Here is a 26,419-nt window from a genome sequence, read left to right as displayed (position 1 = left end):
TTTCGGCGTGTCAACCAAGGTTGACACCTACCGGAATCGAGGCGTGTCAACCAAGGTTGACACCCACCGTCGATTACTCGGCGGTGGCGCCTTCGCCTTCCTCGACGGCCTTCATCGACAGGCGGATACGGCCCTGCTTGTCGACTTCCAGCACCTTGACCTTGACCACGTCGCCTTCCTTCAGCACGTCGCCGACCTTCTCGACGCGGTCGCTGGAGATCTGCGACACGTGCACCAGGCCGTCCTTGCCCGGCAGGATGGTGACGAACGCACCGAAGTCCATGATCTTGGCGACCTTGCCTTCGTAGATGCGGCCCGGCTCGACGTCCGAGGTGATCTGCTCGATGCGGGCCTTGGCAGCCTGCGCAGCGATGGCATTGACCGACGCGATGACGATGGTGCCGTCATCCTGGATGTCGATCTGGGTGCCGGTTTCCTTGGTGATGGCCTGGATGGTCGAACCACCCTTGCCGATCACTTCGCGGATCTTGTCCGGGTGGATCTTGATGGTCAGCAGACGCGGCGCGTAGTCCGACAGCTCTTCGCGCGGAGCGGTCAGGCCGTGGGCCATTTCGCCCAGGATGTGCAGACGGCCAGCCTTGGCCTGCTGCAGAGCCTGCTTCATGATCTCTTCGGTGATGCCTTCGATCTTGATGTCCATCTGCAGGGCGGAGATGCCCTCAGCGGTACCGGCAACCTTGAAGTCCATGTCGCCCAGGTGATCTTCGTCACCCAGGATGTCGGACAGGACGACGAAGCGATCGCCTTCCTTGACCAGACCCATGGCGATACCGGCAACCGGTGCCTTCACCGGCACGCCGGCGTCCATCAGGGCCAGCGACGAGCCGCAGACCGATGCCATCGACGAGGAACCGTTCGACTCGGTGATTTCCGACACGACACGGATGGTGTACGGGAAGGATTCCAGCGACGGCATCACTGCCAGTACGCCGCGCTTGGCCAGACGGCCGTGACCGATCTCGCGACGCTTCGGGCCCATCATGCGGCCGGTCTCACCCACCGAGTAGGGGGGGAAGTTGTAATGGAACAGGAAGTTCTCTTTGTACTCACCGGAGACGGCATCGATGACCTGGCCATCACGGGCGGTGCCCAGGGTGATGGTCACGATGGCCTGCGTTTCACCGCGGGTGAACAGCGAGGAACCGTGGGTACGCGGCAGGATGCCGGTCTTCACTGCGATCGGGCGGACGGTGTCCAGCGCACGGCCGTCGATGCGGACCTTGGTGTCCAGCACCGAGTTGCGCATGGTGCTGTATTCCAGCTCGCCGAATTCCTTCGACAGCTCGGCCGGGTTCCAGCCTTCAGCGGCCACGCGGCCAGCCAGCGACTCGACCACGTCCTTCTTGATCGCCGAGATGGCGTCGCGGCGCTGCAGCTTGTCGCGCACCTGGAAGGCTTCGCCCAGACGCGGGCCGATGGCTTCCTGCAGGGCGCTGATCAGCACGTCGTTCTTGGCCGGGGCGACCCAGGTCGACGGCTTGGTGCCGGCTTCCACGGTCAGCTCGTTGATCGCGTTGATGACCTTCTGCATTTCGCGGTGACCGAAGGTCACGGCGCCCAGCATCACGTCTTCGGACAGCAGCGCGGCTTCGGATTCCACCATCAGCACAGCGTTGGCGGTACCGGCAACGACCAGCTCCAGCTCCGAATCCTTCAGTTCGGTCACGGTCGGGTTGAGGATGTACTCACCGTTCTTGTAACCGACCTTGGCGGCGGCGATCGGACCCTTGAACGGGGTGCCGGCCAGCGACAGCGCAGCCGAGGCACCGATCAGCGCCGGGATGTCACCGTCGATGTCCGGGTTCAGCGACATCACCGTGGCGATGATCTGCACTTCGTTCTTGTAGTCTTCCGGGAACAGCGGGCGGATCGGACGATCGATCAGACGCGAGATCAGGGTTTCCTTCTCGGTCGCGCGGCCTTCGCGCTTGAAGAAGCCACCCGGGATACGGCCACCGGCGTAGAACTTCTCCTGGTAGTCACAGGTCAGGGGGAAGAAGTCCTGGCCCTCACGCGCGCTCTTGGCGGCAACGGCGGAGACCAGCAGCACGGTATCGTCGAACTTGACGATGACGGCGCCACCGGCCTGGCGGGCGATTTCGCCGGTCTCAAGCGTGACGGTGTGCTTGCCGTACTGGAAGGTTTTGGTGATTTTTGCCACGGGGGTGTCCTTGGGGATGCTGTCTGCGAATGGACCGGGGGCGACCCTTGCCGCCAACGGATGACCGGTCGTTCCGGTCTGAAAAAGGTATTGCGGTGCTACAAAACAAAACCGCGGCGCATCGCTGCGCCGCGGGGGATTCGTTGCTTAGCGACGCAGGCCAAGCTTCTCGATCAGGGCCTTGTAACGCTCGACGTCCTTCTTCTTCAGGTAGTCGAGCAGGCTGCGGCGGCGGTTGACCATCTGCAGCAGACCACGGCGGCTGTGGTGATCCTTCTTGTGGGTCTTGAAGTGGCCGGTCAGCAGTTCGATGCGGGCGGTCAGCAGTGCAACCTGGACTTCCGGGGAGCCGGTGTCAGCCGAGCTGCGCTTGTTGTCTTCAATGACCTTCTGGGTGTCGATCGACATGTCTTTTTTCTCTGTGATGCGTGGCCGGCAGGAACGCGCTTTCGCGCACCGCCTGGCTCGCCATGAACCAACAAATGGATGAAACCCGCCTTCGGCAGGCTGCCGTAAAACGGCCGCGGAATTGTAACGGCCAGGGGGCTTTGGAACAAGGTCCGGGGCTGAACCGGGCTTCCCCGTTCAGAGGTTGAAGCGGCGCTGCGGGGCCAGCAGACCGCTATCGTCGACCTGGCCCAGGCCCTGCGCCGCCGATCCGGGACCGAACACGGCCACCAGGCCGCGCGGCCAGGAAGGGTCGCGCTGGCGCTGGCCCACGCAGAAACGCTGGGTCTGCTCGGCGTCCAGGTCGACCCGGGGATACTCGGACAGACCGGCTGCAAGCGGCAGCAGCAGCGCGTCCATGGCGGTCTCGTCCTGCGCTTCCACCAGGGCCCTCAGCTGCTCCAGGGTGACCATCGCCGGTTCGTGGAACGGCTCCACCCACAAGCGACGCAGGGCACTGATGTGCGCCCCGCAGCCCAGCGTTTCACCCAGGTCACGGGCCAGACTGCGGATATAGGTGCCCGAGCCGCAGGTGACCCGCAGCCGCAGCCGCTCGGGCTGCTGCTCCAGTATCTCGATGGCATGGACCTTGACCTGGCGCTCGGGCGCCTCGATGGCGTCGCCTCGGCGGGCCTTCACATAAAGCGGTTCCCCGCCCTGCTTGAGCGCGGAATAGATCGGCGCACGCTGCAGGATGTCGCCCAGCAGCGGCGCGATCGCCGCCTGCAGGGTCTCGGGACTGATCGCAGGCACCGGCCGCTCGAGCAGCACCTGGCCCTCGGCATCATCGGTATCGGTGGTCTGGCCCAGCACGATCTCGGCGTCGTAGGCCTTGGCCGAGCCCAGCAGCAGGCCGGCGATCTTGGTGGCCTCGCCGAAGCACAGCGGCAACAGCCCGGTGGCCAGCGGGTCAAGGCTGCCGGTGTGGCCGCCCTTTTCCGCACGGAACAGGCGACGGGCGACCTGCAGCGCGGCGTTGGAGCTCATGCCGGTCGGCTTGTCGAGCAGCAGGATGCCATCCAGGCGGCGGAACTGAATTCGGGTCATGACAGGTACGGGTAGCGCCGGGCCATGCCCGGCGAGCGCGCAGCGCGGTCTGCATCAGACATCGCGCAGCCGGAATGCAACAACGCCGGGCATGCCCGGCGTCGCGCGGTTATTCTTCGTCGCCTTCGCGACGCTTTTCGGCGGCCACGGTATCGGGCAGGTCGCGCAGCAGGTTGTCGATGCGCTCGCCACGATCGACCGAGTCGTCGTAATGGAAATGCAGCTCCGGCACATGCCGCAGCTTCATCGCGCGCGCCAGCTCCATGCGCAGGCCCCAGGCCAGTTCCTTCAGGCCCTTCATGGCTTCAACCGAACGTTCCGGCATCAGCGCGGTGACGAACACCTTGGCGTGGGCCATGTCGCGGGTGATTTCCACGTCGGACACGCTCACCGAGGGCAACCCGTGCTCGCGCACGGCGTTGTGCACCAGGGTGCCGAGTTCACGGCGCAGCTGGGCGGAGACACGGTCGGTTCGGTGGAAAGTCTTGGGCACGCGGCAGGCTCTTGATTCGATTGTGGCCCGACCAAGGTCAGGCACTACAGTTTACGGGATGAAACGAGACCGGCCCGTGAGGGCCGGTCCGTTGCAGCATTACAGGGTGCGCGGCACTTCGATACGCTCGAAGCACTCGATCTGGTCACCCGGCTTGACGTCGTTGTAGGCCTTCACCGCGATACCACACTCGGTACCGTTGCGGACTTCCTCGACGTTTTCCTTGAAGCGGCGCAGCGATTCCAGCTCGCCTTCGAAGATCACCACGCTGTCGCGCAGGACGCGGATCGGCTTGTTGCGCTTGACCACACCCTCGATGACCATGCTGCCGGCGACGGCACCCAGCTTGGAGCTGCGGAAGACGTCGCGGACCTCGGCGATACCGATGATCTCTTCGCGGATCTCCACGCCCAGCAGACCGGAGGCCACCTGCTTCACCTGATCGATCACGTCATAGATGATCGAGAAGTAACGCAGGTCCACGCCGTTGGATTCGATGATGCGACGGGCCGAAGCATCCGCACGCACGTTGAAGCCGATGACGGTGGCCTTCGAAGCGGCGGCCGAATTGGCGTCCGACTCGGTGATGCCGCCCACGCCGGAGTGGATCACGTTGATGCGGATGTCGTCGTTGGACAGCGCCACCAGGGCCTGGCTCAACGCCTGCACCGAACCCTGCACGTCGGCCTTGATGACCAGGTTGAGGACCTGCTGGCCCTCGCCCTTGCCCAGGGTCGCCATGATGTCTTCCATGCGGCTGCCAGCGGTGGCGACCAGGCGCGATTCACGGCGCTTGGTCTCACGCTGCTGGGCAACGTCCTTGGCCAGACGCTCGTCGTCGACGACGACGAAGTCGTCACCGGCTTCCGGCACGCCGGACAGGCCCAGGACCTGCACCGGAATGGACGGGCCAGCGAACTCCGGCTGCTTGCCGGTTTCGTCGAACAGCGCACGCACGCGGCCGTACTGGATACCGCACACCAGGTAATCGCCCTTCTTCAGGCGGCCCTGCTGCACCAGCACCGTGGCGATCGGGCCACGGCCCTTGTCCAGCGACGATTCGATGACCACGCCGTTGGCACGACCCTCGTCGACCGCCTTCAGTTCCAGCAGCTCAGCCTGGACCGAAACAGCTTCCAGCAGGTCGTCGATGCCCAGGCCGGTCTTGGCCGAGATCTCCACCATCTGGGTGTCGCCACCGAAGTCTTCGGCCACGACCTGCTCGGAGAGCAGCTCGTTCTTGACCCGCATCGGGTCGGCGCCGGACTTGTCGATCTTGTTGATCGCCACGATCAGCGGCACACCCGCCGAACGGGCGTGCTGGATCGCTTCCTTGGTCTGCGGCATGACGCCATCATCGGCCGCCACGACCAGCACCACGATGTCGGTCAGCTTGGCACCGCGGGCGCGCATCGAGGTGAACGCGGCGTGGCCCGGGGTATCCAGGAAGCTGATGACGCCCTTCGGCGTTTCAACGTGGTACGCACCGATGTGCTGGGTGATGCCGCCGGCTTCGCCGGTGGCGACCTTGGTGCGACGGATGTAATCCAGCAGCGAGGTCTTGCCGTGGTCGACGTGGCCCATGATGGTGACCACCGGCGGACGCTGCACGGCCTCGCCCTTGTTCTCACCCGCCGATGCCAACAGCGCGTCTTCGGCGTCGTTGTCGCTGGCGCGGATCGCCTTGTGGCCGAGCTCTTCGGTGACCAGTGCCGCGGTGTCGTGGTCGATGGACTGGGTGATGGTGGCCATCACGCCCATCTTGAACAGCGCCTTCACCACCTCGCCGCCCTTCAGCGCGAGCTTCTGCGCCAGGTCGGCCACGGTGATGGTGTCGCCGATCGCCACTTCACGCACGACCGGTGCGGTCGGACGCTCGAAGGCGTGCGGGCCGGAGTTGCCACCGCCGCGCGACATGTCGCGACGGCCGGACGTCGGACGGCTGCCCGGGCGACCACGGTTGTTGCTGTTGTTGCTGTTGCCACGGCGCGCACGATCGGCAGCGGACAGGTGCATCTGACCGGCAAAGCGGTCACCCGGTCCACGCTCGTTGCGCGGCGCGTTGCGGTTGTTGCGGTCGTCGCTGCGCGGCGGCGCTGCACTACGCGGAGCAGCCGGGGCTGCGGCCGGAGCGCGCGGCGGGCGCGGCGCGGTTTCGTCGATCGGAGCACGCACCTTGGGCTTGCTGGCAGCCAGGGCCTCGGCAGCCTTGGCGGCAACCGCAGCTTCCTCGGCCGCCTTCTTCTCGGCCTCGGCACGCTCCTTGGCAGCGACCTCTTCCTCGCGTGCACGGACGATGGCCTCGTCACGCAGGCGGTCCTTCTCGGCCAGGGCCTGCTGCTCGGCAAGGTTGCGTGCGCGCGACTCTTCCAGCTTGCGCAGGATGTCGGCACGCTCTTCGTCCGGGGTCATCGCACGCGCACCATCCTTGACGTAGGTGCGCTTCTGGCGCACTTCCACGTTCACGGTTGTCTTGCTGCGACCGGAACTGACCGTCACTTCCTGTTGCTTGCGACGGTTGAGGGTGATCTTCTTGGCAGACTGATCAGTCTCTTCCGGGGCCTGCTCGGGCTTGCCGTGCGAGCGACGAAGGAAGCCCAGGAGCTTCACTTTCTCGGAGCTGGTCACGACCTGGTCGGGACCGCTGAACTTCATGCCGGCACCAGCCAGCTGTTCCAGCAGTTTTTCGACCGGTGTATTGACCAGTTCAGCAAGCTTGCGGATGGTGGTTTGCTGCGACATTCGGATCCTATGATCTTGTGGGCGCCCCCCCGCATCTGGAGGTGGCGCGGATTCTACGCCCTGATCGGCTCAGGGCCCTGTTCATTGCCGGCTCATTCGCCGCGTTCCAGTCGGGCGATTTCCTCGGCACGCGCGGCCAGGATCAGCGCCGCGGCGCGCTCCTGGTCCAGCCCTTCAATGCCGAAGTCCATGACCTCGTCGGCGGCCAGGTCGGACAAGTCCTCGCTGGTACGCACGCCGTGGCCGGCCAACGCATATGCGGTGGCTTCGTCCATGCCCTTCAGGGACAGCAGATCCTGCGCCGGCTGGCCGTCCTCCAGGCCTTCCTCGACTGCCAGGGCCTCATTGAGCAGCGCATCGCGGGCACGTGCGCGCAGCTCTTCGACGATGTCTTCGTCGAAACCTTCCACGGCCAGCAGTTCGCCGACCGGTACGTATGCAATTTCCTCGACCGTGCCGAAGCCTTCGCTGACCAGGATGCCAGCGATTTCCTCGTCCACTTCCAGCTTGTCCATGAACAGCTGGCGGGCCGAAGCCTGCTCGGCTTCCGACTTGGCGGTCACCTGGTCCTGGGTCATCACGTTGAGCTGCCAGCCGGTCAGGCGGCTGGCCAGGCGCACGTTCTGGCCGCCCTTGCCGATCGCCTGGGCCAGGCGGTCTTCAGCAACGGCCAGGTCCATCGAATGCTTGTCTTCATCGACGATGATCGACTGCACTTCGGCCGGCGCCATCGCATTGATGACGAAGTTGGCCGGGTTCTCGTTCCACAGGACGATGTCCACGCGCTCGCCATTGAGCTCGTTGGACACGGCCTGCACGCGCGAACCACGCATGCCGATGCAGGCGCCGATCGGATCGGTGCGCTGGTCGTGGGCGAGCACGGCGATCTTGGCGCGGTCGCCCGGATCGCGGGCACAGGCCTTGATTTCCACCAGGCCCTGGCCGACTTCCGGCACTTCCAGCTTGAACAGCTCGATCATGAATTCCGGTGCGGCGCGGCTGATGAACAACTGCGGGCCACGCGGTTCCGAACGCACTTCGGCCAGGTACCCGCGGACGCGGTCGCCGGCACGCAGGACATCACGCGGAATGCCCTTGTCCTTCGGAATGAAACCTTCAGCGTTGCCGCCAAGGTCGACATAGATGTTGCCGCGCTCGGCGCGCTTGACCACACCGGTGATCAGCTCGCCCACACGATCGGCCCACGCATCGACAACCTGCTGGCGCTCGGCTTCGCGCACGCGCTGCACGATCACCTGCTTGGCGGCCTGGGCGGCGATGCGACCGAAGTCGGGGTTCTCGATCTGCTCTTCGATGTAATCGCCGACGTCCACGCCTTCGGCTTCGTCGATCGCGTCCATCAGGCGGATCTGGCGATCCGGCGATTCCATCACCACGTCATCGGCCACCACTTCCCAGCGGCGGTAGGTTTCGTAGTTGCCATCCTTGTGGTCGATGACCACGCGGGTCAGCACTTCCTCGTCGGGATAGCGCTTCTTCGCTGCCGAGGCCAGCGCGGCCTCGATGGCATCGAAGATTACTTCACGCGGCACGCCCTTCTCGTTGGCGACCGCGTCCACTACCAGCAACAGTTCCTTGCTCATTGGCTCACTCCGCGCGCGGCTTCTTTGCCGCCGGCTCGTTGGAAGAAGAATTCTTGTTCGGCTTCGGACGCTTCGGTGCCGGACCGGTCGGCTTGCTCGGGGCCAGCCCCAGCGCCACCCAGTCAGGCATGATCCGCGCCTTGTCGATGTTGTCGGCCGACACCACCAGTGCGGTGTTGTCGACGATGAAAGTGATGCTGCCCTGCGCCTCGTCGATCGCGTCGATGCGACCCTGCAGGCGACGGCGGTTTTCCTGCGGCAGCTTCAGGGTGACCTTGGCCGATTCGCCGAGGTGACGACCGAACTGCTCCAGGTTGAACAGCGGGCGATCCACGCCCGGCGAAGACACTTCCAGCGTGTAATTGCCGCTGATCGGGTCCTCGACGTCCATCTGTGCGGAGACTTCGCGGCTTACCCGCTCACAGTCGTCCACATTGATGATGCGCTCGGGCTGTTCCGCCAGCGGCACGTCGATGTAAAGGCGAAGGGTCGCACCGCCGGGGGCCGGCAGATACTCAACGCCCAGCAGCTCCAGGCCCAGCGACACAACGGTCGGGGCGAGCAGATTCGCGATGTCGGTTGCCTTGTCGCTCACAGCCTGCCTTGATCTCTTGGTTGGGTGCCGGCCGTGGCCAGCATGGAAACATGACGCCCCGAAAACGACGAAGGGCCCGCTGGGCCCCTTTTCCGGAAAGACTCCGGTGACTGGATTCCGGTTGCAACGCGCTGAACAAGCGCGTTGCGGCCCTCCTTCCGGGTGGATCTCCAATGGGGAGCGCCGCCGTCAGGGGTACTTCTAGGCCGCTGATGATAGCCCCTGCACCGCGCTGGTGCAAGGCTGCGGCCGTGCTGAAACCTCCGCAGCGCTCGCCGGGCATGGCCCGGCGGATCGGCGGAAGCCAAAAAGAAAAACGCCCTCGAAGCAGAGCTTCGAAGGCGCATTCTTTACTTGGTAGCGGGGGCAGGATTTGAACCTGCGACCTTCGGGTTATGAGCCCGACGAGCTGCCAGACTGCTCCACCCCGCATCAGAAGCGGAATTATGAGGGATAACTTCAAAACCTGCAAGCTTTTCCTCATTCATCGAACTGGTTGGCGCCGATTCGATGTGTTGGTAGCGGGGGCAGGATTTGAACCTGCGACCTTCGGGTTATGAGCCCGACGAGCTGCCAGACTGCTCCACCCCGCACCGGAAGTGTTTGAACCGCTGCCCCACTCTGGCGAGGGAGGCGCTCCGCAACGATGTTCTGGCTGAACCGCTGCAGTGACAACTCAAGCTGCGTATATTACACGAATCGCGCAGCTTTGTGTCAACTTTTATGCAAGATGCGCAAATGCCTGCTGGCACCAGACCATGATCGGGTTCCAGGCCAGGCCCAGCGCCAGCAACGCCAGGGCGTTCACGCCCAGCACCACACCCAGCACGCGGTCCTTGCTGCGCGGCATGGCCTCGCCCACCGGCTCATCGAAGTACATGACCTTGATGACGCGCAGGTAGTAGAAGCAGCCGACCACGGCACACAGCACGCCCAGGATCGCCAGCCACAGCAGGCCACCGTTGACGGCGGCGCCGAGCACGGCCAGCTTGGTCCAGAAACCGAGGAACGGCGGGATGCCTGCCAGCGACGCCATGATGCACAGCACCAGGCCGGCCATCCACGGGTTGCGGGCGTTCAGGCCCTTGAAGTCCTCGATGTTCTCGGCCTCGAAGCCGGCACGCGACAGCGCGATGATCGCGCCGAAGGCCGCGGTCGACATGATCGCGTAGGCCAGAGCGTAGAACAGCGCCGCCGCATAACCCTGCGAACCGCCACCGGCGATGCCCATCAGCAGGAAGCCGATGTGCGACACGGTGGAGAACGCCAGCATGCGCTTGAGGTTGCTCTGTGCGATGGCCATCAGGTTGCCGATCACCAGCGACAACGCGGCAAGGCCGGCAATCATCAGCTGCAGTTCGGTCGACAGCGGGCCGACGCCCATTTCGAGCAGGCGATAGGCCATGCCGAAGGCGGCCAGCTTCGGTGCCGAGCTGATGAACAGCGCGATCGGTGCCGGAGCACCCTGGTACACGTCCGGCAGCCACATGTGGAACGGTGCGGCACCCAGCTTGAAGGCAACACCGGCAATCATGAATACCGCGCCGGTGATCAGCAGCACGCGCTCTTCCGAGTGCGGGATGGCGGCCTGGATGGCATCCAGGTGCAGGCTGCCGGTAGCGCCGTAGATCAGCGACATGCCGTACAGCAACAGGCCCGAAGCCAGCGAGCCGAGGACGATGTACTTCATCGCCGCTTCCGAGGCCAGGCCGCTTTCGCGGTTGCTGGCGACCAGCGCGTAGGAGCACAGGGCCAGCAGTTCCAGGCCCAGGTACACCATCAGCAGGCTGCCGGCGGAGACCAGGATCATCATGCCGGCGGTACCGAACAGGATCAGCACCGGGATCTCACCCTGGAACAGCTTGCGCTCGCGCAGGTAGCCCCAGCCGTAGATCAGGGTCAGGCCGCTGAGCAGCACGATTCCGGTCTTCATCACGTCCGCGGCGGTATCGCGCACGAACATGCCATGGAAGACCTCCCCCTGCCCGCCCACGCCGGTGGCCAGCATGAACAGCACCACGGCCAGTGCGGCGACCGAGAACAGGTGGGTGACGATCTTGTTCCGTTCGCTGACGAACAGGTCGAGGATCATCAGGGCGAAGGCGCTGCCGATCAGCACCAGCTCGGGAGCGAGCGGTGGCAGGTCAGCGGCGGTCAGTGGCAGCAGCGGCGAGGTGGTCATCATCAAATCCTGGAATTACAGCAACTTGCTGGATGCGATCTGCATCGCCAGCTTTGCGATCGAGGGCTCCATCAGGTCGGTCAGCGGCTTGGGGTAGATGCCCAGGGCCAGCACGCCAACGGCGAACACGCCCAGCACCAGCCATTCGCGGCCGTTGATGTCCTTCAGTTCGGCGACGTGGCTGTTGGCCACCTCGCCGAAGAAGACGCGCTTGTACAGCCACAGGGTGTAGGCCGCGCCGATGATCAGGGTGGTGGCTGCGCCCAGGGCGATCCACGGGTTCCGCTGGAACGCCGCGAGGATGACCATGAACTCGCCGACGAAACCGCTGGTACCCGGCAGGCCCGCATTGGCCATGAAGAACAGCATGGCGAAGGTGGCGAACCAGGGCATCACGTTGACCACGCCGCCGTAATCGGCGATGCGGCGGCTGTGCATGCGGTCGTACAGCACGCCGACGCAGGAGAACATCGCGCCGGACACGAAGCCGTGCGAGATCATCTGCACCATGGCGCCCTGCAGGCCCAGGCGGGCCGCATCGACGTTGCCGGCTTCACGCACCAGCCACAGGGCAATGAAGGTGCCCAGGGTGACGAAGCCCATGTGCGCGATCGACGAATAGGCGATCAGCTTCTTCATGTCGTCCTGCACCAGGGCGACCAGGCCGACGTAGATCACCGCGATCAGCGACAGCGCGATGACCAGCCATGCCCATTCCTGCGACGCATCGGGGACGATCGGCAGGTTGAAGCGCAGGAAGCCGTAGCCACCGATCTTCAGTGCGATGGCGGCCAGGATCACCGAACCGGCGGTCGGCGCTTCCACGTGCGCGTCCGGCAGCCAGGTGTGCACCGGGAACATCGGCACCTTGACCGCGAACGCGATCAGGAAGGCGAAGAAGATCCAGGTCTGTTCCTTGCCCGACAGCTGCAGTGCGTAGAGGTCGGCCAGCTGGAAGCTGCCGCCCTTCATGTACAGGTAGATCAGCGCCACCAGCATCAGCACCGAGCCGAGGAAGGTGTACAGGAAGAACTTCAGCGCGGCGTAGATGCGGCGCGGGCCGCCCCAGACACCGATGATCAGGAACATCGGGATCAGCATCGCCTCGAAGAACACGTAGAACAGCATCGCGTCCGTGGCCGAGAAGATACCGACGGTGACACCTTCCAGGATCAGGAAGGCAGCCACGTACTGGTTCACGCGCTTGTCGATCGCGCTCCAGGCACCGATCAGGGCGAGCACGCTGACCAGCGTGGTCAGCAGGATCAGCGCTACGGCGATGCCGTCCACGCCCAGGTTGTAGCCGATGTTGTAGGTCGGGATCCAGGCGTGGGTCTCGACGAACTGCAGCGCGTCGATGCCCGGGTTGTAGCCGCCCAGCAGCGAGAGGCTCGCAACGAAGGTCAGCACCGCGACGCCCAGCGACGCCCAACGGGCGGTCTGCGCATCACGGATCGCAAGGATCAGGGCACCGCCGAGGATCGGCAGCCAGATGAGGACACTGAGTAGAGGCCAGTTCGACACGTCTTCTTATTCCGTACAGGTCATCAACGCAGGTAATGCATCAGCACGCCCAGGAGGGCAATCAGGCCGATGATCATCGCGAAGGCGTAGTGATAGAGGAAACCGGATTGGGTACGGCGCAGCACGCTGGCTGCGACGTCCACAACACGTGCCGAGAGATTGACCACACCGTCGACGATGTTGCTGTCGATCCAGCGCGAGACCTTGCCCAGCTTGACGCTGCCACCGGCGAGGCCATCGATCCACAGCTTGTCGAAGCCGTACTTGTTTTCCAGCACGGACACCACCGGGGCGAAGGTCTTGCGCGCCTTGCCCGACAGGTCCGGCTTCCACAGGTAGAACAACGCAGCCAGCAGGAAGCCTGCCAGGGTCAGCCAGAACGGCGGCAGCATCATGCCGTGCAGCGCGAACGCCACCGGACCATGGAACTCCTCGCCCAGGAAGGCCACGGTGTTCTTGGCCGGATCGTAGAAATCGACGATGCCGGTGAAGAACGTGTTGACCTGGCCCTTGATCGCCGCATGGGCGTGGTGACCGGCCCAGTCGGTGCCATGCAGCATCGGACCGATGCTGAAGAAACCGATGGCGATGGACGGGATGGCCAGCAGGATCAGCGGCAGCGTCACCACCCACGGCGTTTCATGCGGCTCATGCGGACCATGGCCATGGCCGTGGTCGTCATGCGCGTCGGCATGGTGTGCATCGGCGGCATGGTGGTCGTCATGACCATGGCCGTGATCATCGTGTGCATCGCGGAAGCGTTCCTTGCCATGGAAGGTCAGGAACAGCAGACGGAAGCTGTAGAAGCTGGTCACCAGCACGCCACCCAGCACCGCCCAGTAGCCATAAGTGGCCACCCAGCTGTTCTGCATGTGGGCGTGGATCTCGGCAGCCTCGATGATGGTGTCCTTCGAGTAGAAGCCGGAGAAGAACGGCGTACCAACCAGGGCCAGGGTACCGATCCACATGGTGATGAAGGTGATCGGCATGTACTTGCGCAGGCCGCCCATCTTGCGCATGTCCTGCTCATGGTGCATCGCGATGATGACCGAGCCGGCACCCAGGAACAGCAGCGCCTTGAAGAAGGCGTGGGTCATCAGGTGGAACACGGCAGCGGAGTACGCCGACACGCCCAGGGCGACGGTCATGTAACCCAGCTGGGACAGCGTGGAGTACGCGACGACGCGCTTGATGTCGTTCTGCACGATGCCGATCAGGCCGGTGAAGAACGCAGTGGTGGCACCGATGAACAGGATGAAGTTCAACGCAGTCTGCGACAGCTCGAACAACGGCGACATGCGGGTGACCATGAAGATACCGGCGGTCACCATCGTCGCGGCGTGGATCAGTGCCGAGATCGGGGTCGGGCCTTCCATCGAGTCAGGCAGCCACACGTGCAGCGGAACCTGCGCCGACTTGCCCATGGCGCCGATGAACAGGCCGATGCAGATCACGGTGGCGATCGACCAGATCACCGGCTCGTTGAGCAGCTGCATGCCGAACATGGTGCCGTCCCAGACCTGCAGCTGGGCGCGCGGGTCGGCGAGCATGCCGGCCTGCGAGAACACCTGCGAGTAATCCAGGGTACCGAACACCCACAACACACCGGCGATGCCCAGCAGGAAGCCGAAGTCACCGACGCGGTTGACCAGGAACGCCTTCATGTTGGCGAAGATCGCGGTCGGGCGCTTGAACCAGAAGCCGATCAGCAGGTACGACACCAGGCCCACCGCTTCCCAGCCGAAGAACAGCTGCAGGAAGTTGTTGCTCATCACCAGGGTGAGCATCGAGAAGGTGAACAGCGAGATGTAGCTGAAGAAACGCTGGTAACCCGGATCGTCCTGCATGTAGCCGATCGTGTAGATGTGGACCAGCAGCGACACGAAGGTCACCACCACCATCATCATCGCGGTCAGCTTGTCGACCATGAAGCCGACATGAGCCGAGTACTGGCCGACTTCGAAGAACGTGTACAGGTTCTCGTTGAACGGCTGCGCCCCGCCCCACAGCAGCTGGTAGAGCGTGTGCATCGACAGGCCGCAGGCAACCGCGACACCGAGGATCGTGATGGTCTGCGCGCCGAAGCGCTTGACCTGGCGACCGAACAGGCCGGCGATGATGCTGCCGAACAGCGGTGCAAGCACCACTGCGATCAACAGACTCTTGGAGAGAGTGATTTCCATCTGTGGATCAGCCCTTCAACGAATCGACTTCGCCGACATTGATCGTTCGGCGTGTACGGAACAGGGTCACCAGGATCGCCAGGCCGATGGCGGCCTCGGCAGCGGCGACGGTCAGGATGAAGAACACGAACAGCTGGCCGGACGGATCACCCAACTGACGCGAGAACGCGACGAAATTGACGTTCACCGACAGCAGCATCAGTTCGATCGACATCAGCAGGACGATGACGTTCTTCCGGTTGAGGAAGATACCGGCCAGGCTGATGGCGAACAGCACCGCGCCGAGCGCAAGCATGTGGCCAAGGGTAATCACGGCTGGGTCTCCTCGCCGGCAACCGGCTTGCTGTTGCTGTGCACGACCGGCACTTCGGCGCCCATCTTGACCATGCGCAGGCGATCGCTCGCCTTGACCATGGTCTGTTCACCCGGGTTCTGGCTCTTCACACCGGTACGGCGACGCAGGGTCAGCATTACCGCGGCCACAACAGCCACAGTCAGGATGACGGCAGCGAACTCGAACGGCAGCAGGTATTCAGTGAACAGCGTGCGGGCCAGCCAGGTGACGTTGGAACTGTCGGCGGCGAGCGCGGCGGCGTTGTCGGCCGGGAACGGGTTGACCGTCCTGCCCTTCACGCCGATCAGGATCAGCATCTGCACCAGCATCGCCACGGCCACGATCAGGCCGACCGGCAGGTAGCGCACCCAGCCTTCACGCATCTTCGTAGGATCGATGTCGAGCATCATCACCACAAACAGGAACAGCACCATCACCGCGCCGACGTAGACCAGCACCAGCGCAACACCGAGGAACTCGGCGCCGACCAGCAGCCACACGCAGGCGATGGAGAAGAAGGTCAGCACCAGGCACAGGACAGCATGCACGGGGTTGCGCACGCTGATCACCGCAGCGGCCGAAACCGTTGCCGCGATGGCGAAGACCCAGAAAGCGATATTTACCCAATCCATCTTTCGACCTCAGCGGTAAGCGGCATCGGCGGCACGACGCTCGGCGATCTCGGATTCGAGACGGTCGCCCAGGGCCAGCAGCTGCGGCTTGGTAACGATGTTTTCGCCACGATTCTCGAAGTGGTACTCGAGGATGTGGGTCTCGACGATCGAGTCCACCGGGCAGCTTTCCTCACAGAAGCCGCAGAAGATGCACTTGAACAGGTCGATGTCGTAGCGCGTGGTACGGCGGGTGCCGTCCTCGCGCTTGGCCGAATCGATGGTGATGGCCAATGCCGGGCACACCGCTTCGCACAGCTTGCAGGCGATGCAGCGCTCTTCACCGTTGGGATAACGGCGCAGGGCGTGCAGGCCACGGAAGCGCGGCGACTGCGGGAACTTCTCCATCGGGTACATCATCGTGTACTTCGGCTTGAAGCTGTACTTCAGCGTCAGCCAGAGACCGGCCAGCAGTTCGAGCAGCAGCAGGCTCTTGAAGTAATGGGTAATCCTGTTCATCACTTAGACGCCCTTTTGAATCACGCCGAAGAACACCATGACGGCGGTAACCGCAATCCACAGAATGGCCAGCGGGATGAAGACCTTCCAGCCCAGGCGCATGATCTGGTCATAGCGGAAGCGCGGGAAGCTGGCACGGAACCAGATGTAGGCACTGGCGAAGAAGAACACCTTGACGAACAGCCACGGTGCACCGCCCTTCCAGATCCAGTCGACCAGCGGCGAGATATCGCCCGGGTTGACCCAGCCCTGGATCGGGCTCAGCCAGCCGCCGAGGAAGAAGATCGAGATCAGGAAGCTGATCAGGATCATGTTCGCGTATTCGGCCAGGAAGAACAGCGCGAACGCACCGCCCGAGTACTCGACCATGTGACCGGCGACGATTTCCGACTCACCTTCCACCACGTCGAACGGCGCGCGGTTGGTTTCGGCAACGCCCGACACCCAGTAGATGACGAACAGCGGGAACAGCGGCAGCAGGAACCAGTCGAAGAAACCGGAATTGCCGGCCTGCGCCATCACGATGTTGCTCAGATTCAGGCTGCCCGCAGCGATCATCACGCCGACCAGGGCGAAGCCCATGGCGATTTCGTAGCTGATCATCTGCGCCGAGGCGCGCATCGCACCCAGGAACGCATACTTCGAGTTGGATGCCCAACCGGCCAGGATGATGCCGTAGATGCCGAGCGAGGTCATCGCCAACAGATACAGCAGGCCGGCGTTGGCGTTGGACAGCACGATCTGCGAATCGAAGGGCACCACCGACCAGGCCGCGAAGGCCGGAGCCAGGGTGATCAGCGGCGCCAGCAGGAAGATCGCCTTGTTGGCGCTGCTCGGCTGCAGGACTTCCTTGAACAGCAGCTTGAAGACGTCGGCGAAGGCCTGGAAGATGCCCATGCCCACATACATCGGGCCGTGGCGGACGTGCATCCAGCCGATCAGCTTGCGTTCCCAGACCACGTAGAAGGCCACCGAGACGATCACCGGAACGGTGATCACCAGGATCTTCAGGATGATCCAGATCAGCGCGCCGATGTCACCGAGGCCAAGCAGCCACTGGTGCAGCGGATCGACCGCGTTAATCAGCAATTCGTTCATGCAGCCACCACCGAAACACGAGCGGCACCCAGCGGCGCGGTTGCGCCGTGGCCCGATTCAATCCAGACCGAACCCGCAGCGACGCGGGCGTCGACCACCACCGGCAGGGTGGCCTTGCCGGCATCGGTGCCGACCTTGGCCATCTGCCCTTCCTGCAGCTGCAGGCGGGCGGCATCGTCAGCGTTGAGCACGATGCGCGGGGCGTTGTTGAGCGGATGCAACTGCAGCGCCGGCGCGCGACGGACCACCGCATCGGTGCGGTAGATCGCAGCGGTCGAGGCCACTTCCAGGCCTTCGCCGGCAAGGGCCGGCTGGGCCGAGGCAGCGACGGCAACAGTCACCGGTGCCAGGCTGGCGCGCAGGCCGGCCAGGTCGATGAACTCGAAACCGGCCACGGCCAAGTCACCACCGAGCGCACGCAGCACGCGCCAGCCCTCGCGAGCCTCGCCCGGCAGCTTGCCGCCGGCACGGGCCGACTGCTCGCGACCATCGAGGTTGGTCAGGGTGGCATCGATTTCCGGCAGCGCACCGATCGGCAGGATCACGTCGGCGACGTCGCGGGTCGAGGCGCAGGCGAACTGGCTGAAGGCCACCACCTGCGCGCCGAGCAGCGCCTTGCGCGCGGCCGGAGCATCAGCGAAGTCCAGGCCCGGTTCCAGGCCGTAGACAACGTAGGCCTTGCGCGGATCGGCCAGCATCGCGGCGACGTCCTTGCCGGCCGGCAGCACACCGGCGCGGGTCAGGCCGATCGCGTTGGCGCCCTGCGGGATGCGGCACAGCTTGGCACCGGTGGCGGCGGCGAAGTCACGCGCAGCGGCACGGATCGCGGCAGCCTGCGGATGATTCTCGGCGATGCCACCAACGATCAGCACCGTGTTGGTACCGCCCTGCACCGCCGAACGCAGCTCGGCGTTGGCCAGCGCATCGGCGAACTTCGACGGAGCCACGATCTGCTTGCCGGCAACGCTGAACGCGAAGTCGAAGTCGACCGGGTTGACCACGTGGATCTTCGCGCCGTTGGTCGTCTGCGCCTTGCGCAGGCGGGCGTGCAGCAGCGGCAACTCGTGGCGGATGTTGCTGCCGAGCACGACGATGCGGTCCGCGCCTTCGATCTCGGCCAGCGGCAGGCCGAACACTTCGGCGGTGGCGGCGTCGGAGAAGTCGCGGTTGTTGATGCGGTGGTCGATGTTGCTCGAACCCAGGCCCGTGGCCAGGCGGGCCAGCAGTGCGCCCTCTTCGTTCGAGGTCGACGGGTGCACCAGCACGCCCAGGTTGTCGCCCTGGTTGGCCTTGAGGATTTCGGCGGCCGCGGCCAGGCCTTCAGCCCAGCTCACTTCCTTCCACTCACCATTGACCTTGCGCAGCGGCTTGACCGCACGGTCTTCGCTGTACAGGCCCTGGTGCGAATAACGGTCACGATCGGACAGCCAGCACTCGTTGACCGACTCGTTGTCGCGCGGCACGGTACGCAGCACTTCGCCGCGACGCACGTGCAGGAACAGGTTCGAGCCCATCGCGTCGTGGTAGCCCAGCGATTCGCGCGCGGTCAGTTCCCACGGACGGGCGCGGAACTGGAACACCTTGTTGGTCAGCGCACCGACCGGGCACACGTCAACCACATTGCCCGAAAGCTCGGTGGTCAGCGGCTTGCCGTCGTAGGTACCGATCTGCAGGTTTTCACCGCGGTACATGCCACCCAGTTCGTAGGTACCGGCAACGTCGGCGGTGAAGCGGACGCAGCGGGTGCACTGGATGCAGCGGGTCATCTCGGTGGCGACCAGCGGCCCCATGTCCTCGTCGGCCACCACGCGCTTGCGCTCGTTGAAGCGGCTGACCGAACGGCCGTAACCCAGCGACACGTCCTGCAGTTCGCACTCGCCGCCCTGATCGCAGATCGGGCAATCCAGCGGGTGGTTGATCAGCAGGAACTCCATCACCGAGCGCTGGAACTTCAGCGCCTTCTCACTGCGGGTGGCGACCTTCATGCCATCCATCACCGGCGTGGCACAGGCCGGCGCCGGCTTCGGCGACTTTTCCACGTCGACCAGGCACATGCGGCAGTTGGCAGCGATCGGCAGCTTCTCGTGGTAGCAGAAGCGCGGAATCGAAATGCCCGCCTTGTCGGCGGCCTGGATGATCATCGAACCCTTGGGCACCACCAGGGCCTTGCCATCGATCTCGATGGTGACGTGATCCGGTGGCACGCTGGGGGTCACTCCAGGATTATTGGGTTGCGCGCTCATGCAGCGGCTGCCTCCACCTTCTTGCCGTCAACCATCGAATGACCGTTGACGATGTAGTACTCGAATTCGTCCCAGAACTGGCGCAGGAAGCCCTGGATGGGCCACGCCGCCGCTTCGCCGAACGCACAGATGGTGTGGCCTTCGATCTGACCGGCCACGGTCTTCAACTGGTGCAGGTCTTCCATCGTGGCCTCGCCGGCGACGATGCGCTCCAGCACGCGGTGCATCCAGCCGGTACCTTCGCGGCACGGGGTGCACTGGCCACAGGATTCCTTGTGGAAGAACTGGCTGATGCGGCAAGCGAACTTGACGCAGCAGACGCTGTCATCCAGCACCACGACCGCACCGGAACCCAGGCCGGAGCCCAGCGCACGGATGGTGTCGTAGTCCATCGGCAGGCCCTTCAGCTCGGCCGCGGTCAGCACCGGCATGGACACGCCGCCCGGGATCGCGCCCTTGAGCTTGCGGCCCGGCTTGAGGCCGCCAGCCATTTCCAGCAGGTCGTCGAAGGTGGTACCGAGCGGCACTTCGAAGTTGCCGCCCTTCTGCACGCAGCCGGACACCGAGAAGCACTTCGGGCCGCCATTGGCGGTCAGGCTCAGGCCCTTGAACCACTCGGGACCATTGCGGATGATCGCCGGCACCGAACCATAGGTTTCGGTGTTGTTGATCGTCGACGGCTTGCCATACAGGCCGAAGTTGGCCGGGAACGGCGGCTTGTAGCGCGGCTGGCCCTTCTTGCCTTCCAGCGATTCCATCAGTGCGGTTTCTTCACCGCAGATGTAGGCGCCGGCACCGAGGGCGCCGTAGATGTCGATATCCACGCCCGAGCCCAGCACGTTCTTGCCCAGCCAGCCGTTTGCATAGGCATCGGCCAGGGCCTGCTCGAAGTGCTCGAACGGCTCGTGGTGGAACTCACCGCGGAGGTAGTTGTAACCCACGGTCGAACCGGTGGCGTAGCAGGCGATCGCCATGCCTTCCACCACCGAATGCGGGTTGTAACGCAGGATGTCGCGATCCTTGCAGGTGCCCGGCTCGGATTCATCCGAGTTGCAGAGGATGTACTTCTGCACGTTGCCCTTGGGCATGAAGGACCACTTCAGGCCGGTCGGGAAACCTGCGCCGCCACGGCCGCGCAGGCCCGAGGCCTTGACCATTTCGATGACCTGCTCCGGCGGGATCTTCTCTTCGAGGATCTTGCGCAGGGCAGCGTAGCCACCGGTCTTCAGATAGCTTTCGTACGACCACGGGGTGTCGTAATGCAGGGTGGTGTAGACCACCTGGTGCGGCAGCGGCGCGGGGCCGACCGGACCCTTGGATTCGTGGTGATGTGCCATGCCCTTACTCCAGCCCGTCCAGAAGCTCGTCGACCTTTTCCAGGGTCAGACGCTCATGGTAGTGACCATTGATGACCATCATCGGTGCACCCGCGCAGCCGGCCAGGCACTCTTCCTCACGCTTGAGGTAGACGCGGCCGTCAGCGGTCGACTGACCGTTCTTGATGCCCAGCTTCTTCTCGCAATGGCGCACGATGTCTTCGGCGCCATTGAGCCAGCAGCTGATGTTCGTGCAGATGGCCACGTTGTTGCGACCCACCTTCTCGGTCTCGAACATCGAGTAGAAGCTGGCAACCTCGTAGGCCCACACCGGCGGCAGGTCCAGGTACTTGGCCACGCCGGCGATCAGCTCGTCGGTCAGCCAGCCCTGGTTCTGCTCCTGGGCAGCATGCAGACCCTGCAGCACGGCAGAGCGCTTGCGGTCCGGCGGGAACTTGGACAGCCAGTGATCGATGTGAGCGCGGGTTTTGTCGCTCAACACCACCATCGGGTCGACGTCGCGCGCCGCCTCGAAATTACCTGTCGCCTTCATCGGCCGACCTCAGCGAAATGCATAACGTGAAATTGCAGAAACTGCGGCGCCGGCTTGCGCCGGCTGCCTGCAGCGGGCGTTGGCGTGGCGGACGGCATTACCGGTCAACCTCGCCGAACACCAGATCGTAGGTACCGATCATCGCCACCACGTCGGCCAGCATGTGGCCGCGCACGATCGAATCGATCGAGGACAGGTGGGCGAAGCCCGGCGCACGGAGGTGTACGCGGAACGGCTTGTTGGCGCCGTCGGAAACCAGGTAGCAGCCGAACTCGCCCTTGGGCGCTTCAACCGCGGCGTAGGTCTCGCCGGCCGGCACGCAATAGCCTTCACTGAACAGCTTGAAGTGGTGGATCAGCGCTTCCATGTCGTCCTTCATGTCCTCGCGCTTGGGCGGAGCGACCTTGAAGTTCTTGACCATGACCGGGCCTGGGTTGGCCTTCAGCCACGCCACGCACTGCTTGATGATGCGGTTGGACTCGCGCATTTCGGCCACCCGGCACAGGTAGCGATCGTAGCAATCGCCTTCCTTGCCCAGCGGGATGTCGAAATCGACGGCATCATACTTCGCGTACGGACGCTTCTTGCGCAGATCCCAGGCGATGCCCGAACCACGCAGCATCACGCCGGTCATGCCCCACTGGTGGGCCAGCTCCGGGGTGACCACGCCGATGCCAACGGTACGCTGCTTCCAGATGCGGTTGTCGGTCAGCAGGGTCTCGTATTCGTCGACACGACCCGGGAACTCATTGGTGAAGTTTTCCAGGAAGTCCAGCAGCGAACCTTCGCGCGAGGCGTTGAGGTTCTTCAGGGCCTTGCCCTTGTGCCAGCGCGATTCCTTGTACTTCGGCATGTGGTCCGGCAGATCGCGGTAAACGCCGCCCGGACGGTAGTACGCCGCGTGCATGCGCGCGCCGGAGACCGCTTCGTAGCAGTCCATCAGCTCTTCGCGCTCGCGGAAGGCGTACAGCATCACCGCCATCGCACCCAGGTCGAGTGCGTTGGAGCCCAGCCACATCAGGTGGTTCAGGATGCGGGTGATCTCGTCGAACATCGTGCGGATGTACTGCGCACGCTCCGGTGCCTCGATCCCCATCAGGGTCTCGATCGAGCGCACGTAGGCGTGCTCGTTGCACATCATCGACACGTAATCCAGGCGATCCATGTAGCCGATCGACTGGTTGAACGGCTTGGACTCGGCCAGCTTCTCGGTGCCCCGGTGCAGCAGACCCACGTGCGGGTCGGCACGCATGATGGTCTCGCCGTCCATCTCCAGGATCAGGCGCAGCACACCGTGCGCGGCCGGATGCTGCGGGCCGAAGTTCATGGTGTAGTTGCGGATTTCCTGCCGGCTTTCGGCAGCATTGCTGGCGAAAGCTTCGCCGGCCTGGTGTACGTGACTCACTTCACTGCCTCCTGCGAGCGCTCGCCGGCAGCGGTCTGCAGGCGGGCGTCGTCGCGGATCACGCGCGGCACGCCGACACGCGGCTCCACCGAGGTGACCGGTTCGTAGATGACGCGCTTCTTTTCTTCGTCGTAGCGGACTTCGACGTTGCCGATCAGCGGGAAGTCCTTGCGGAACGGATGGCCGACAAAACCGTAGTCGGTCAGGATCCGGCGCAGGTCCGGGTGACCTTCGAAGATCACGCCATACAGGTCGAACGCTTCGCGCTCGAACCAGTTCAGGCCAGGCCAGATGCTGGTCAGCGAGGACACCACCGGCAGCGCTTCGTCAGGCGCGAAGCAGCGCAGGTGCAACATCAGGTTGTGCTGGTACGAACGCAGCTGTGCGACCACGGCAAAGCGCTGGGTCGGCATGTGCTGCGGGCGGGCACCGTCGGCGCTCTCTTCGCTGGGGAATTCGCCCCAGGCGAATCGGCCCTGGGCCTTGCCTTCGACACCGCGGCTGAAGCCCTGCGAGGACACGTCGGCGGTGTCCCACTCATCGGAGCCGTAACCGAGGTAATCGACGCCGCAGAGGTCCACGGCCTGCTCGAAACCAAACTCGTCACGCAGCGCGAGGGCGGTGGCGTGCCACTCAGCGGCAGGCACTTCCAGCGTCACTTCGCCGCGGGGTTCGACCACGATGACCTTCGCACCTGCGAAACGTGCGGAGAGTCGGTCGATGAAGGATGCTTGCTCTGCCATGGGGGCTTGGCGCGCTCTTGTCAGGTGAAGGGGTCAGCGGGCGATGGTCTGTGTACGCCAGATCTTCTTCTGCAGCTGCAGGATCCCGTACACCAGCGCCTCGGCGGTCGGCGGGCAGCCCGGGACATAGATGTCCACCGGCACCACGCGATCACAGCCGCGCACCACAGAATAGGAGTAGTGGTAGTAACCACCGCCGTTGGCGCAGCTGCCCATGGAGATCACCCACTTGGGGTCGGGCATCTGGTCATAGACCTTGCGCAGCGCCGGGGCCATCTTGTTGACCAGGGTGCCGGCGACGATCATCACGTCGGACTGACGCGGCGACGGGCGGAACACCACACCGTAGCGGTCAAGGTCCAGGCGCGCCGCACCTGCGTGCATCATTTCGACCGCACAGCAGGCCAGACCGAAGGTCATGGGCCACATCGAGCCGGTACGTGCCCAGTTCAGCAGCGCATCGACGCTGGTGGTGACAAAGCCCTTTTCCAACAGGGGGTTGTCGCCTTCCGGCCGCAGGATGTCATCAACCCGCCCTTCCGGGACAGGATTGGTCATCAGGCCATCGAGAGTCTGAATCACTCCCATTCCAGCGCTCCCTTCTTCCAGACATAAATGAAACCGAGGAACAGCATGCCGACGAACAGACCCATGGTGACGAGCGAACGCGCGCCAAGCTCCATGAAGACCTGCGTCCACGGCACGATGAAGATGATTTCCAGGTCGAAGACGATGAACTGGATCGCGATCAGGTAGTAGCGCACGTCGAACTTCATGCGTGCGTCTTCGAAGGCTTCGAAGCCGCACTCGTACGGCGACAGCTTTTCCAGATCGGGGCGGCGGGGACCGAGGAATCGACCAACCAGCATCAGCGTAATGCCGATACCGGTGGCAACGATCAGAAACAGCAGAGACGGCAAATATTCGGCCAGCACAGCGATTCTCTCTTGCCTCTGCCGCTGCGCCTGCAGGCGCTTTGGCATGGGGGAGTGGACGGGAATCTGCCTGGCGCCTTGCGCGCCAGACGAACCCGCTTTACTTACTAAATGGTGCCCAAGAGGGGACTCGAACCCCTACGACCTAAGTCGCTACCACCTCAAGGTAGTGCGTCTACCAATTCCGCCACCTGGGCAAACGATCACATCAGACTATCTTCCCGATGCGCCGCGTATTGTAACCGGCTTCAGTCTTTCTGGGAGCCTTCCGAAGGCTTTTCTTCACCAGAAACCGAAGATTCCGCCTGAGCCGGCACAGTTGCGGCCGGAACCGGGGCGGCCGGGACCGCATCGGCCTTCGGAACAGCCGGCAATTCGCCCGCCGGAGCGGCCGGAGCACTGGCCGCCGGGGCGGACATCAGGCCGAGATCCTGATCGGCGGCCGGGCGGTTGCCATGGCCGGCGTACCAGGCCATGAAGAGGCTGATGCCGAAGAACACCACGGCCAGCCACTTGGTCGACTTGGACAGGAAGTTGGACGCGCCACGCGCACCGAACACGGTCCCCGAGGCGCCAGCGCCAAAGCCCGAACCTGCCGCCGCACCCGAGCCACGCTGCATCAGGATCAGCGCGACCATGGCTACGGCAACCAGCACGTAGACGACATTGAGGATCAACATCAGCATTGGAAATCCGCCCTCGGACTAGAGTGCCGGCGGCTAGCCGGCAACCGTAACTAATTGTTTGCCGCCGCCTCTGCGATGGCCAGGAAGTCGGCGGCCACCAGGGAGGCACCACCAACCAGCCCACCATCGACATCCGGCTGCGCGAACAGTTCCCCGGCATTGTCGGGCTTCACGCTACCGCCGTAAACAATGGGCAGTGAATCAGCAATTCTAGCATCGATGCGCGCGACTTCGCCACGAATGAACGCGTGCACCTGCTGCGCCTGTTCCTTGGTAGCGGTACGACCGGTTCCGATCGCCCAGACCGGCTCGTAGGCGACCACGGCATTGGCGAAGCCTTGCGCCCCGACAAGCTCCAGCACCGGGGCCAGCTGGCTGGCGATGACCGCCTCGGTCTGCCCGGCCTCGCGCTGCTCAAGGGTTTCACCGACGCACAGCACCGGCACCAGGCCGGCATGCAGGGCGGCAGCGAACTTGCGCGCGACCAGCTCACTGCTCTCGTTGTGGTACTGGCGGCGCTCGGAGTGGCCGACCAGGCCGTAGCGGGCACCGACCTCGTGCAGCATGGCCGCGCACACCTCGCCGGTGTAGGCGCCCTTCTCGTTGCTGCTGACGTCCTGTGCACCAAAGGCCAGGCCAGTCCCGCCGAAGTCCTCGACCAGCTCACCCAGGTAGGGCATCGGCGGCAGGATCACCACCTCCACCCCGCGCTTCGGCAGCCCGGCAGCGACCTGCCCCAGCAGTTCGGTGGCGAATTGACGGCTACCGTGCAGCTTCCAGTTTCCAGCGACGATCTTGCGGCGCATGAGCGGGTGGCTCCTGTATGAACTCAGCCGACCATGATACCTGCTGTGGCAAAAAACCGTTTCTTTGTAAGCGGTTACATGGATTTTCAGCCAACGGCGCAGCCCCTCGTGGCGGGGTTTGGGCTGGGTTGGTCGCGGAAAGCCCGGTGGGATCTGGGGGTTGGCCGGGCG

The 26,419-nt window shown here is 64.2% G+C and carries 23 protein-coding genes and 3 tRNA genes; all 26 read right to left on the bottom strand.

Annotation, left to right across the window (positions count from 1 at the left end):
• Nucleotides 1–73: 73 nt before the first annotated feature.
• The 26 genes from pnp to tpiA all read right to left on the bottom strand — a co-directional run bounded on the left by pnp (nucleotide 74) and on the right by tpiA (nucleotide 26,248).
• Nucleotides 74–2,182 carry a polyribonucleotide nucleotidyltransferase gene (gene pnp, locus GIW57_RS16180; protein ID WP_025876239.1) on the bottom strand — a complete coding sequence of 703 codons (2,109 nt, stop codon included), beginning with the start codon at nucleotides 2,180–2,182 and terminating at the stop codon, nucleotides 74–76.
• Between the two features lie 147 nt (nucleotides 2,183–2,329).
• Nucleotides 2,330–2,590, bottom strand: coding sequence for a 30S ribosomal protein S15 (gene rpsO / locus GIW57_RS16175; protein ID WP_005410445.1), 261 nt, complete (start codon nucleotides 2,588–2,590; stop codon nucleotides 2,330–2,332).
• 177 nt (nucleotides 2,591–2,767) lie between these two features.
• Complete coding sequence (truB, locus tag GIW57_RS16170) at nucleotides 2,768–3,676, bottom strand: tRNA pseudouridine(55) synthase TruB (RefSeq protein WP_236511930.1); 909 nt, start codon at nucleotides 3,674–3,676, stop codon at nucleotides 2,768–2,770.
• 109 nt (nucleotides 3,677–3,785) lie between these two features.
• Nucleotides 3,786–4,169, bottom strand: coding sequence for a 30S ribosome-binding factor RbfA (gene rbfA, locus GIW57_RS16165; protein ID WP_089236289.1), 384 nt, complete (start codon nucleotides 4,167–4,169; stop codon nucleotides 3,786–3,788).
• Nucleotides 4,170–4,268: 99 nt separating this feature from the next.
• A complete protein-coding gene (gene infB, locus GIW57_RS16160) occupies nucleotides 4,269–6,911 on the bottom strand; it encodes a translation initiation factor IF-2 (protein WP_089236290.1) in 2,643 nt (880 codons plus the stop codon).
• A gap of 92 nt (nucleotides 6,912–7,003) precedes the next feature.
• Nucleotides 7,004–8,515, bottom strand: coding sequence for a transcription termination factor NusA (gene nusA, locus GIW57_RS16155; protein WP_089236291.1), 1,512 nt, complete (start codon nucleotides 8,513–8,515; stop codon nucleotides 7,004–7,006).
• Nucleotides 8,516–8,519: 4 nt separating this feature from the next.
• Complete coding sequence (gene rimP, locus GIW57_RS16150; protein WP_089236292.1) at nucleotides 8,520–9,110, bottom strand: ribosome maturation factor RimP; 591 nt, start codon at nucleotides 9,108–9,110, stop codon at nucleotides 8,520–8,522.
• Nucleotides 9,111–9,465: 355 nt separating this feature from the next.
• Nucleotides 9,466–9,542: transfer RNA gene (locus GIW57_RS16145), tRNA-Met, on the bottom strand.
• Nucleotides 9,543–9,626: 84 nt separating this feature from the next.
• Nucleotides 9,627–9,703: transfer RNA gene (locus GIW57_RS16140), tRNA-Met, on the bottom strand.
• A 128-nt stretch (nucleotides 9,704–9,831) separates the two neighbouring features.
• On the bottom strand, nucleotides 9,832–11,292 hold the full coding sequence (gene nuoN, locus GIW57_RS16135; RefSeq protein WP_100553092.1) for an NADH-quinone oxidoreductase subunit NuoN: 1,461 nt from the start codon (nucleotides 11,290–11,292) through the stop codon (nucleotides 9,832–9,834).
• Between the two features lie 15 nt (nucleotides 11,293–11,307).
• Nucleotides 11,308–12,816, bottom strand: coding sequence for an NADH-quinone oxidoreductase subunit M (locus GIW57_RS16130; RefSeq protein ID WP_100460993.1), 1,509 nt, complete (start codon nucleotides 12,814–12,816; stop codon nucleotides 11,308–11,310).
• Between the two features lie 23 nt (nucleotides 12,817–12,839).
• Nucleotides 12,840–14,999, bottom strand: coding sequence for an NADH-quinone oxidoreductase subunit L (gene nuoL, locus GIW57_RS16125; RefSeq protein WP_100460995.1), 2,160 nt, complete (start codon nucleotides 14,997–14,999; stop codon nucleotides 12,840–12,842).
• 7 nt (nucleotides 15,000–15,006) lie between these two features.
• Nucleotides 15,007–15,312: an NADH-quinone oxidoreductase subunit NuoK gene (nuoK, locus tag GIW57_RS16120; protein WP_006381125.1), complete on the bottom strand. Its 306-nt coding sequence runs from the start codon at nucleotides 15,310–15,312 to the stop codon at nucleotides 15,007–15,009.
• A complete protein-coding gene (locus tag GIW57_RS16115; RefSeq protein WP_100460997.1) occupies nucleotides 15,309–15,965 on the bottom strand; it encodes an NADH-quinone oxidoreductase subunit J in 657 nt (218 codons plus the stop codon). The genes nuoK and GIW57_RS16115 overlap by 4 nt, the downstream gene beginning before the upstream one ends.
• Nucleotides 15,966–15,974: 9 nt before the next feature.
• On the bottom strand, nucleotides 15,975–16,463 hold the full coding sequence (nuoI, locus tag GIW57_RS16110) for an NADH-quinone oxidoreductase subunit NuoI (protein ID WP_005417924.1): 489 nt from the start codon (nucleotides 16,461–16,463) through the stop codon (nucleotides 15,975–15,977).
• 3 nt (nucleotides 16,464–16,466) lie between these two features.
• Nucleotides 16,467–17,561: an NADH-quinone oxidoreductase subunit NuoH gene (nuoH, locus tag GIW57_RS16105; RefSeq protein ID WP_099819057.1), complete on the bottom strand. Its 1,095-nt coding sequence runs from the start codon at nucleotides 17,559–17,561 to the stop codon at nucleotides 16,467–16,469.
• Nucleotides 17,558–19,804 carry an NADH-quinone oxidoreductase subunit NuoG gene (gene nuoG, locus GIW57_RS16100; RefSeq protein ID WP_236511927.1) on the bottom strand — a complete coding sequence of 749 codons (2,247 nt, stop codon included), beginning with the start codon at nucleotides 19,802–19,804 and terminating at the stop codon, nucleotides 17,558–17,560. The genes nuoH and nuoG overlap by 4 nt, the downstream gene beginning before the upstream one ends.
• Nucleotides 19,801–21,141, bottom strand: a complete 1,341-nt coding sequence (nuoF, locus tag GIW57_RS16095) for an NADH-quinone oxidoreductase subunit NuoF (RefSeq protein WP_236511925.1) — start codon at nucleotides 21,139–21,141, stop codon at nucleotides 19,801–19,803. Before nuoF ends, nuoG begins: the two co-directional genes overlap by 4 nt.
• Before the next feature lie 4 nt (nucleotides 21,142–21,145).
• Nucleotides 21,146–21,673 carry an NADH-quinone oxidoreductase subunit NuoE gene (gene nuoE, locus GIW57_RS16090; RefSeq protein ID WP_025876204.1) on the bottom strand — a complete coding sequence of 176 codons (528 nt, stop codon included), beginning with the start codon at nucleotides 21,671–21,673 and terminating at the stop codon, nucleotides 21,146–21,148.
• A 97-nt stretch (nucleotides 21,674–21,770) separates the two neighbouring features.
• Nucleotides 21,771–23,078 (bottom strand): NADH-quinone oxidoreductase subunit D, encoded by a 1,308-nt coding sequence (locus tag GIW57_RS16085; RefSeq protein ID WP_089236300.1) that lies wholly within the window; start codon nucleotides 23,076–23,078, stop codon nucleotides 21,771–21,773.
• Nucleotides 23,075–23,821 (bottom strand): NADH-quinone oxidoreductase subunit C, encoded by a 747-nt coding sequence (locus GIW57_RS16080; protein WP_100461001.1) that lies wholly within the window; start codon nucleotides 23,819–23,821, stop codon nucleotides 23,075–23,077. Before GIW57_RS16080 ends, GIW57_RS16085 begins: the two co-directional genes overlap by 4 nt.
• A gap of 33 nt (nucleotides 23,822–23,854) precedes the next feature.
• Nucleotides 23,855–24,409 (bottom strand): NADH-quinone oxidoreductase subunit B, encoded by a 555-nt coding sequence (locus tag GIW57_RS16075; RefSeq protein ID WP_089236302.1) that lies wholly within the window; start codon nucleotides 24,407–24,409, stop codon nucleotides 23,855–23,857.
• Entirely contained in the window at nucleotides 24,400–24,756 is a 357-nt protein-coding gene (locus tag GIW57_RS16070; protein WP_005414075.1) for an NADH-quinone oxidoreductase subunit A, read from the bottom strand. Before GIW57_RS16070 ends, GIW57_RS16075 begins: the two co-directional genes overlap by 10 nt.
• Before the next feature lie 112 nt (nucleotides 24,757–24,868).
• Nucleotides 24,869–24,953: transfer RNA gene (locus GIW57_RS16065), tRNA-Leu, on the bottom strand.
• Between the two features lie 51 nt (nucleotides 24,954–25,004).
• Nucleotides 25,005–25,442, bottom strand: coding sequence for a preprotein translocase subunit SecG (gene secG / locus GIW57_RS16060; protein ID WP_025876192.1), 438 nt, complete (start codon nucleotides 25,440–25,442; stop codon nucleotides 25,005–25,007).
• Between the two features lie 50 nt (nucleotides 25,443–25,492).
• Nucleotides 25,493–26,248 (bottom strand): triose-phosphate isomerase, encoded by a 756-nt coding sequence (tpiA, locus tag GIW57_RS16055; protein ID WP_236511923.1) that lies wholly within the window; start codon nucleotides 26,246–26,248, stop codon nucleotides 25,493–25,495.
• Nucleotides 26,249–26,419: the final 171 nt, after the last annotated feature.

It is taken from the genome of Stenotrophomonas sp. PA-6-5C, assembly GCF_021605635.1.
Classification (GTDB): Bacteria; Pseudomonadota; Gammaproteobacteria; order Xanthomonadales; family Xanthomonadaceae; genus Stenotrophomonas; species Stenotrophomonas lactitubi.
The sequence above is the reverse complement of the archived record's forward strand: the minus strand, read 5'-3'. Positions and strand labels throughout refer to the sequence as shown.

Bases quoted from the DNA above. Each gene is read 5' to 3' on its own strand.
- rpsO (WP_005410445.1), bottom strand. From the start codon at position 2,590: ATGTCGATCGACACCCAGAAGGTCATTGAAGACAACAAGCGCAGCTCG.
- nuoI (WP_005417924.1), bottom strand. From the start codon at position 16,463: ATGAACAGGATTACCCATTACTTCAAGAGCCTGCTGCTGCTCGAACTG.
- GIW57_RS16115 (WP_100460997.1), bottom strand. From the start codon at position 15,965: ATGGATTGGGTAAATATCGCTTTCTGGGTCTTCGCCATCGCGGCAACG.
- GIW57_RS16075 (WP_089236302.1), bottom strand. From the start codon at position 24,409: ATGGGAGTGATTCAGACTCTCGATGGCCTGATGACCAATCCTGTCCCG.
- nuoG (WP_236511927.1), bottom strand. From the start codon at position 19,804: ATGAGCGCGCAACCCAATAATCCTGGAGTGACCCCCAGCGTGCCACCG.
- nuoH (WP_099819057.1), bottom strand. From the start codon at position 17,561: ATGAACGAATTGCTGATTAACGCGGTCGATCCGCTGCACCAGTGGCTG.
- secG (WP_025876192.1), bottom strand. From the start codon at position 25,442: ATGCTGATGTTGATCCTCAATGTCGTCTACGTGCTGGTTGCCGTAGCC.
- GIW57_RS16080 (WP_100461001.1), bottom strand. From the start codon at position 23,821: ATGGCAGAGCAAGCATCCTTCATCGACCGACTCTCCGCACGTTTCGCA.
- nuoF (WP_236511925.1), bottom strand. From the start codon at position 21,141: ATGGCACATCACCACGAATCCAAGGGTCCGGTCGGCCCCGCGCCGCTG.
- nuoL (WP_100460995.1), bottom strand. From the start codon at position 14,999: ATGGAAATCACTCTCTCCAAGAGTCTGTTGATCGCAGTGGTGCTTGCA.
- nuoN (WP_100553092.1), bottom strand. From the start codon at position 11,292: ATGACCACCTCGCCGCTGCTGCCACTGACCGCCGCTGACCTGCCACCG.
- tpiA (WP_236511923.1), bottom strand. From the start codon at position 26,248: ATGCGCCGCAAGATCGTCGCTGGAAACTGGAAGCTGCACGGTAGCCGT.
- nuoE (WP_025876204.1), bottom strand. From the start codon at position 21,673: ATGAAGGCGACAGGTAATTTCGAGGCGGCGCGCGACGTCGACCCGATG.
- infB (WP_089236290.1), bottom strand. From the start codon at position 6,911: ATGTCGCAGCAAACCACCATCCGCAAGCTTGCTGAACTGGTCAATACA.
- nusA (WP_089236291.1), bottom strand. From the start codon at position 8,515: ATGAGCAAGGAACTGTTGCTGGTAGTGGACGCGGTCGCCAACGAGAAG.
- truB (WP_236511930.1), bottom strand. From the start codon at position 3,676: ATGACCCGAATTCAGTTCCGCCGCCTGGATGGCATCCTGCTGCTCGAC.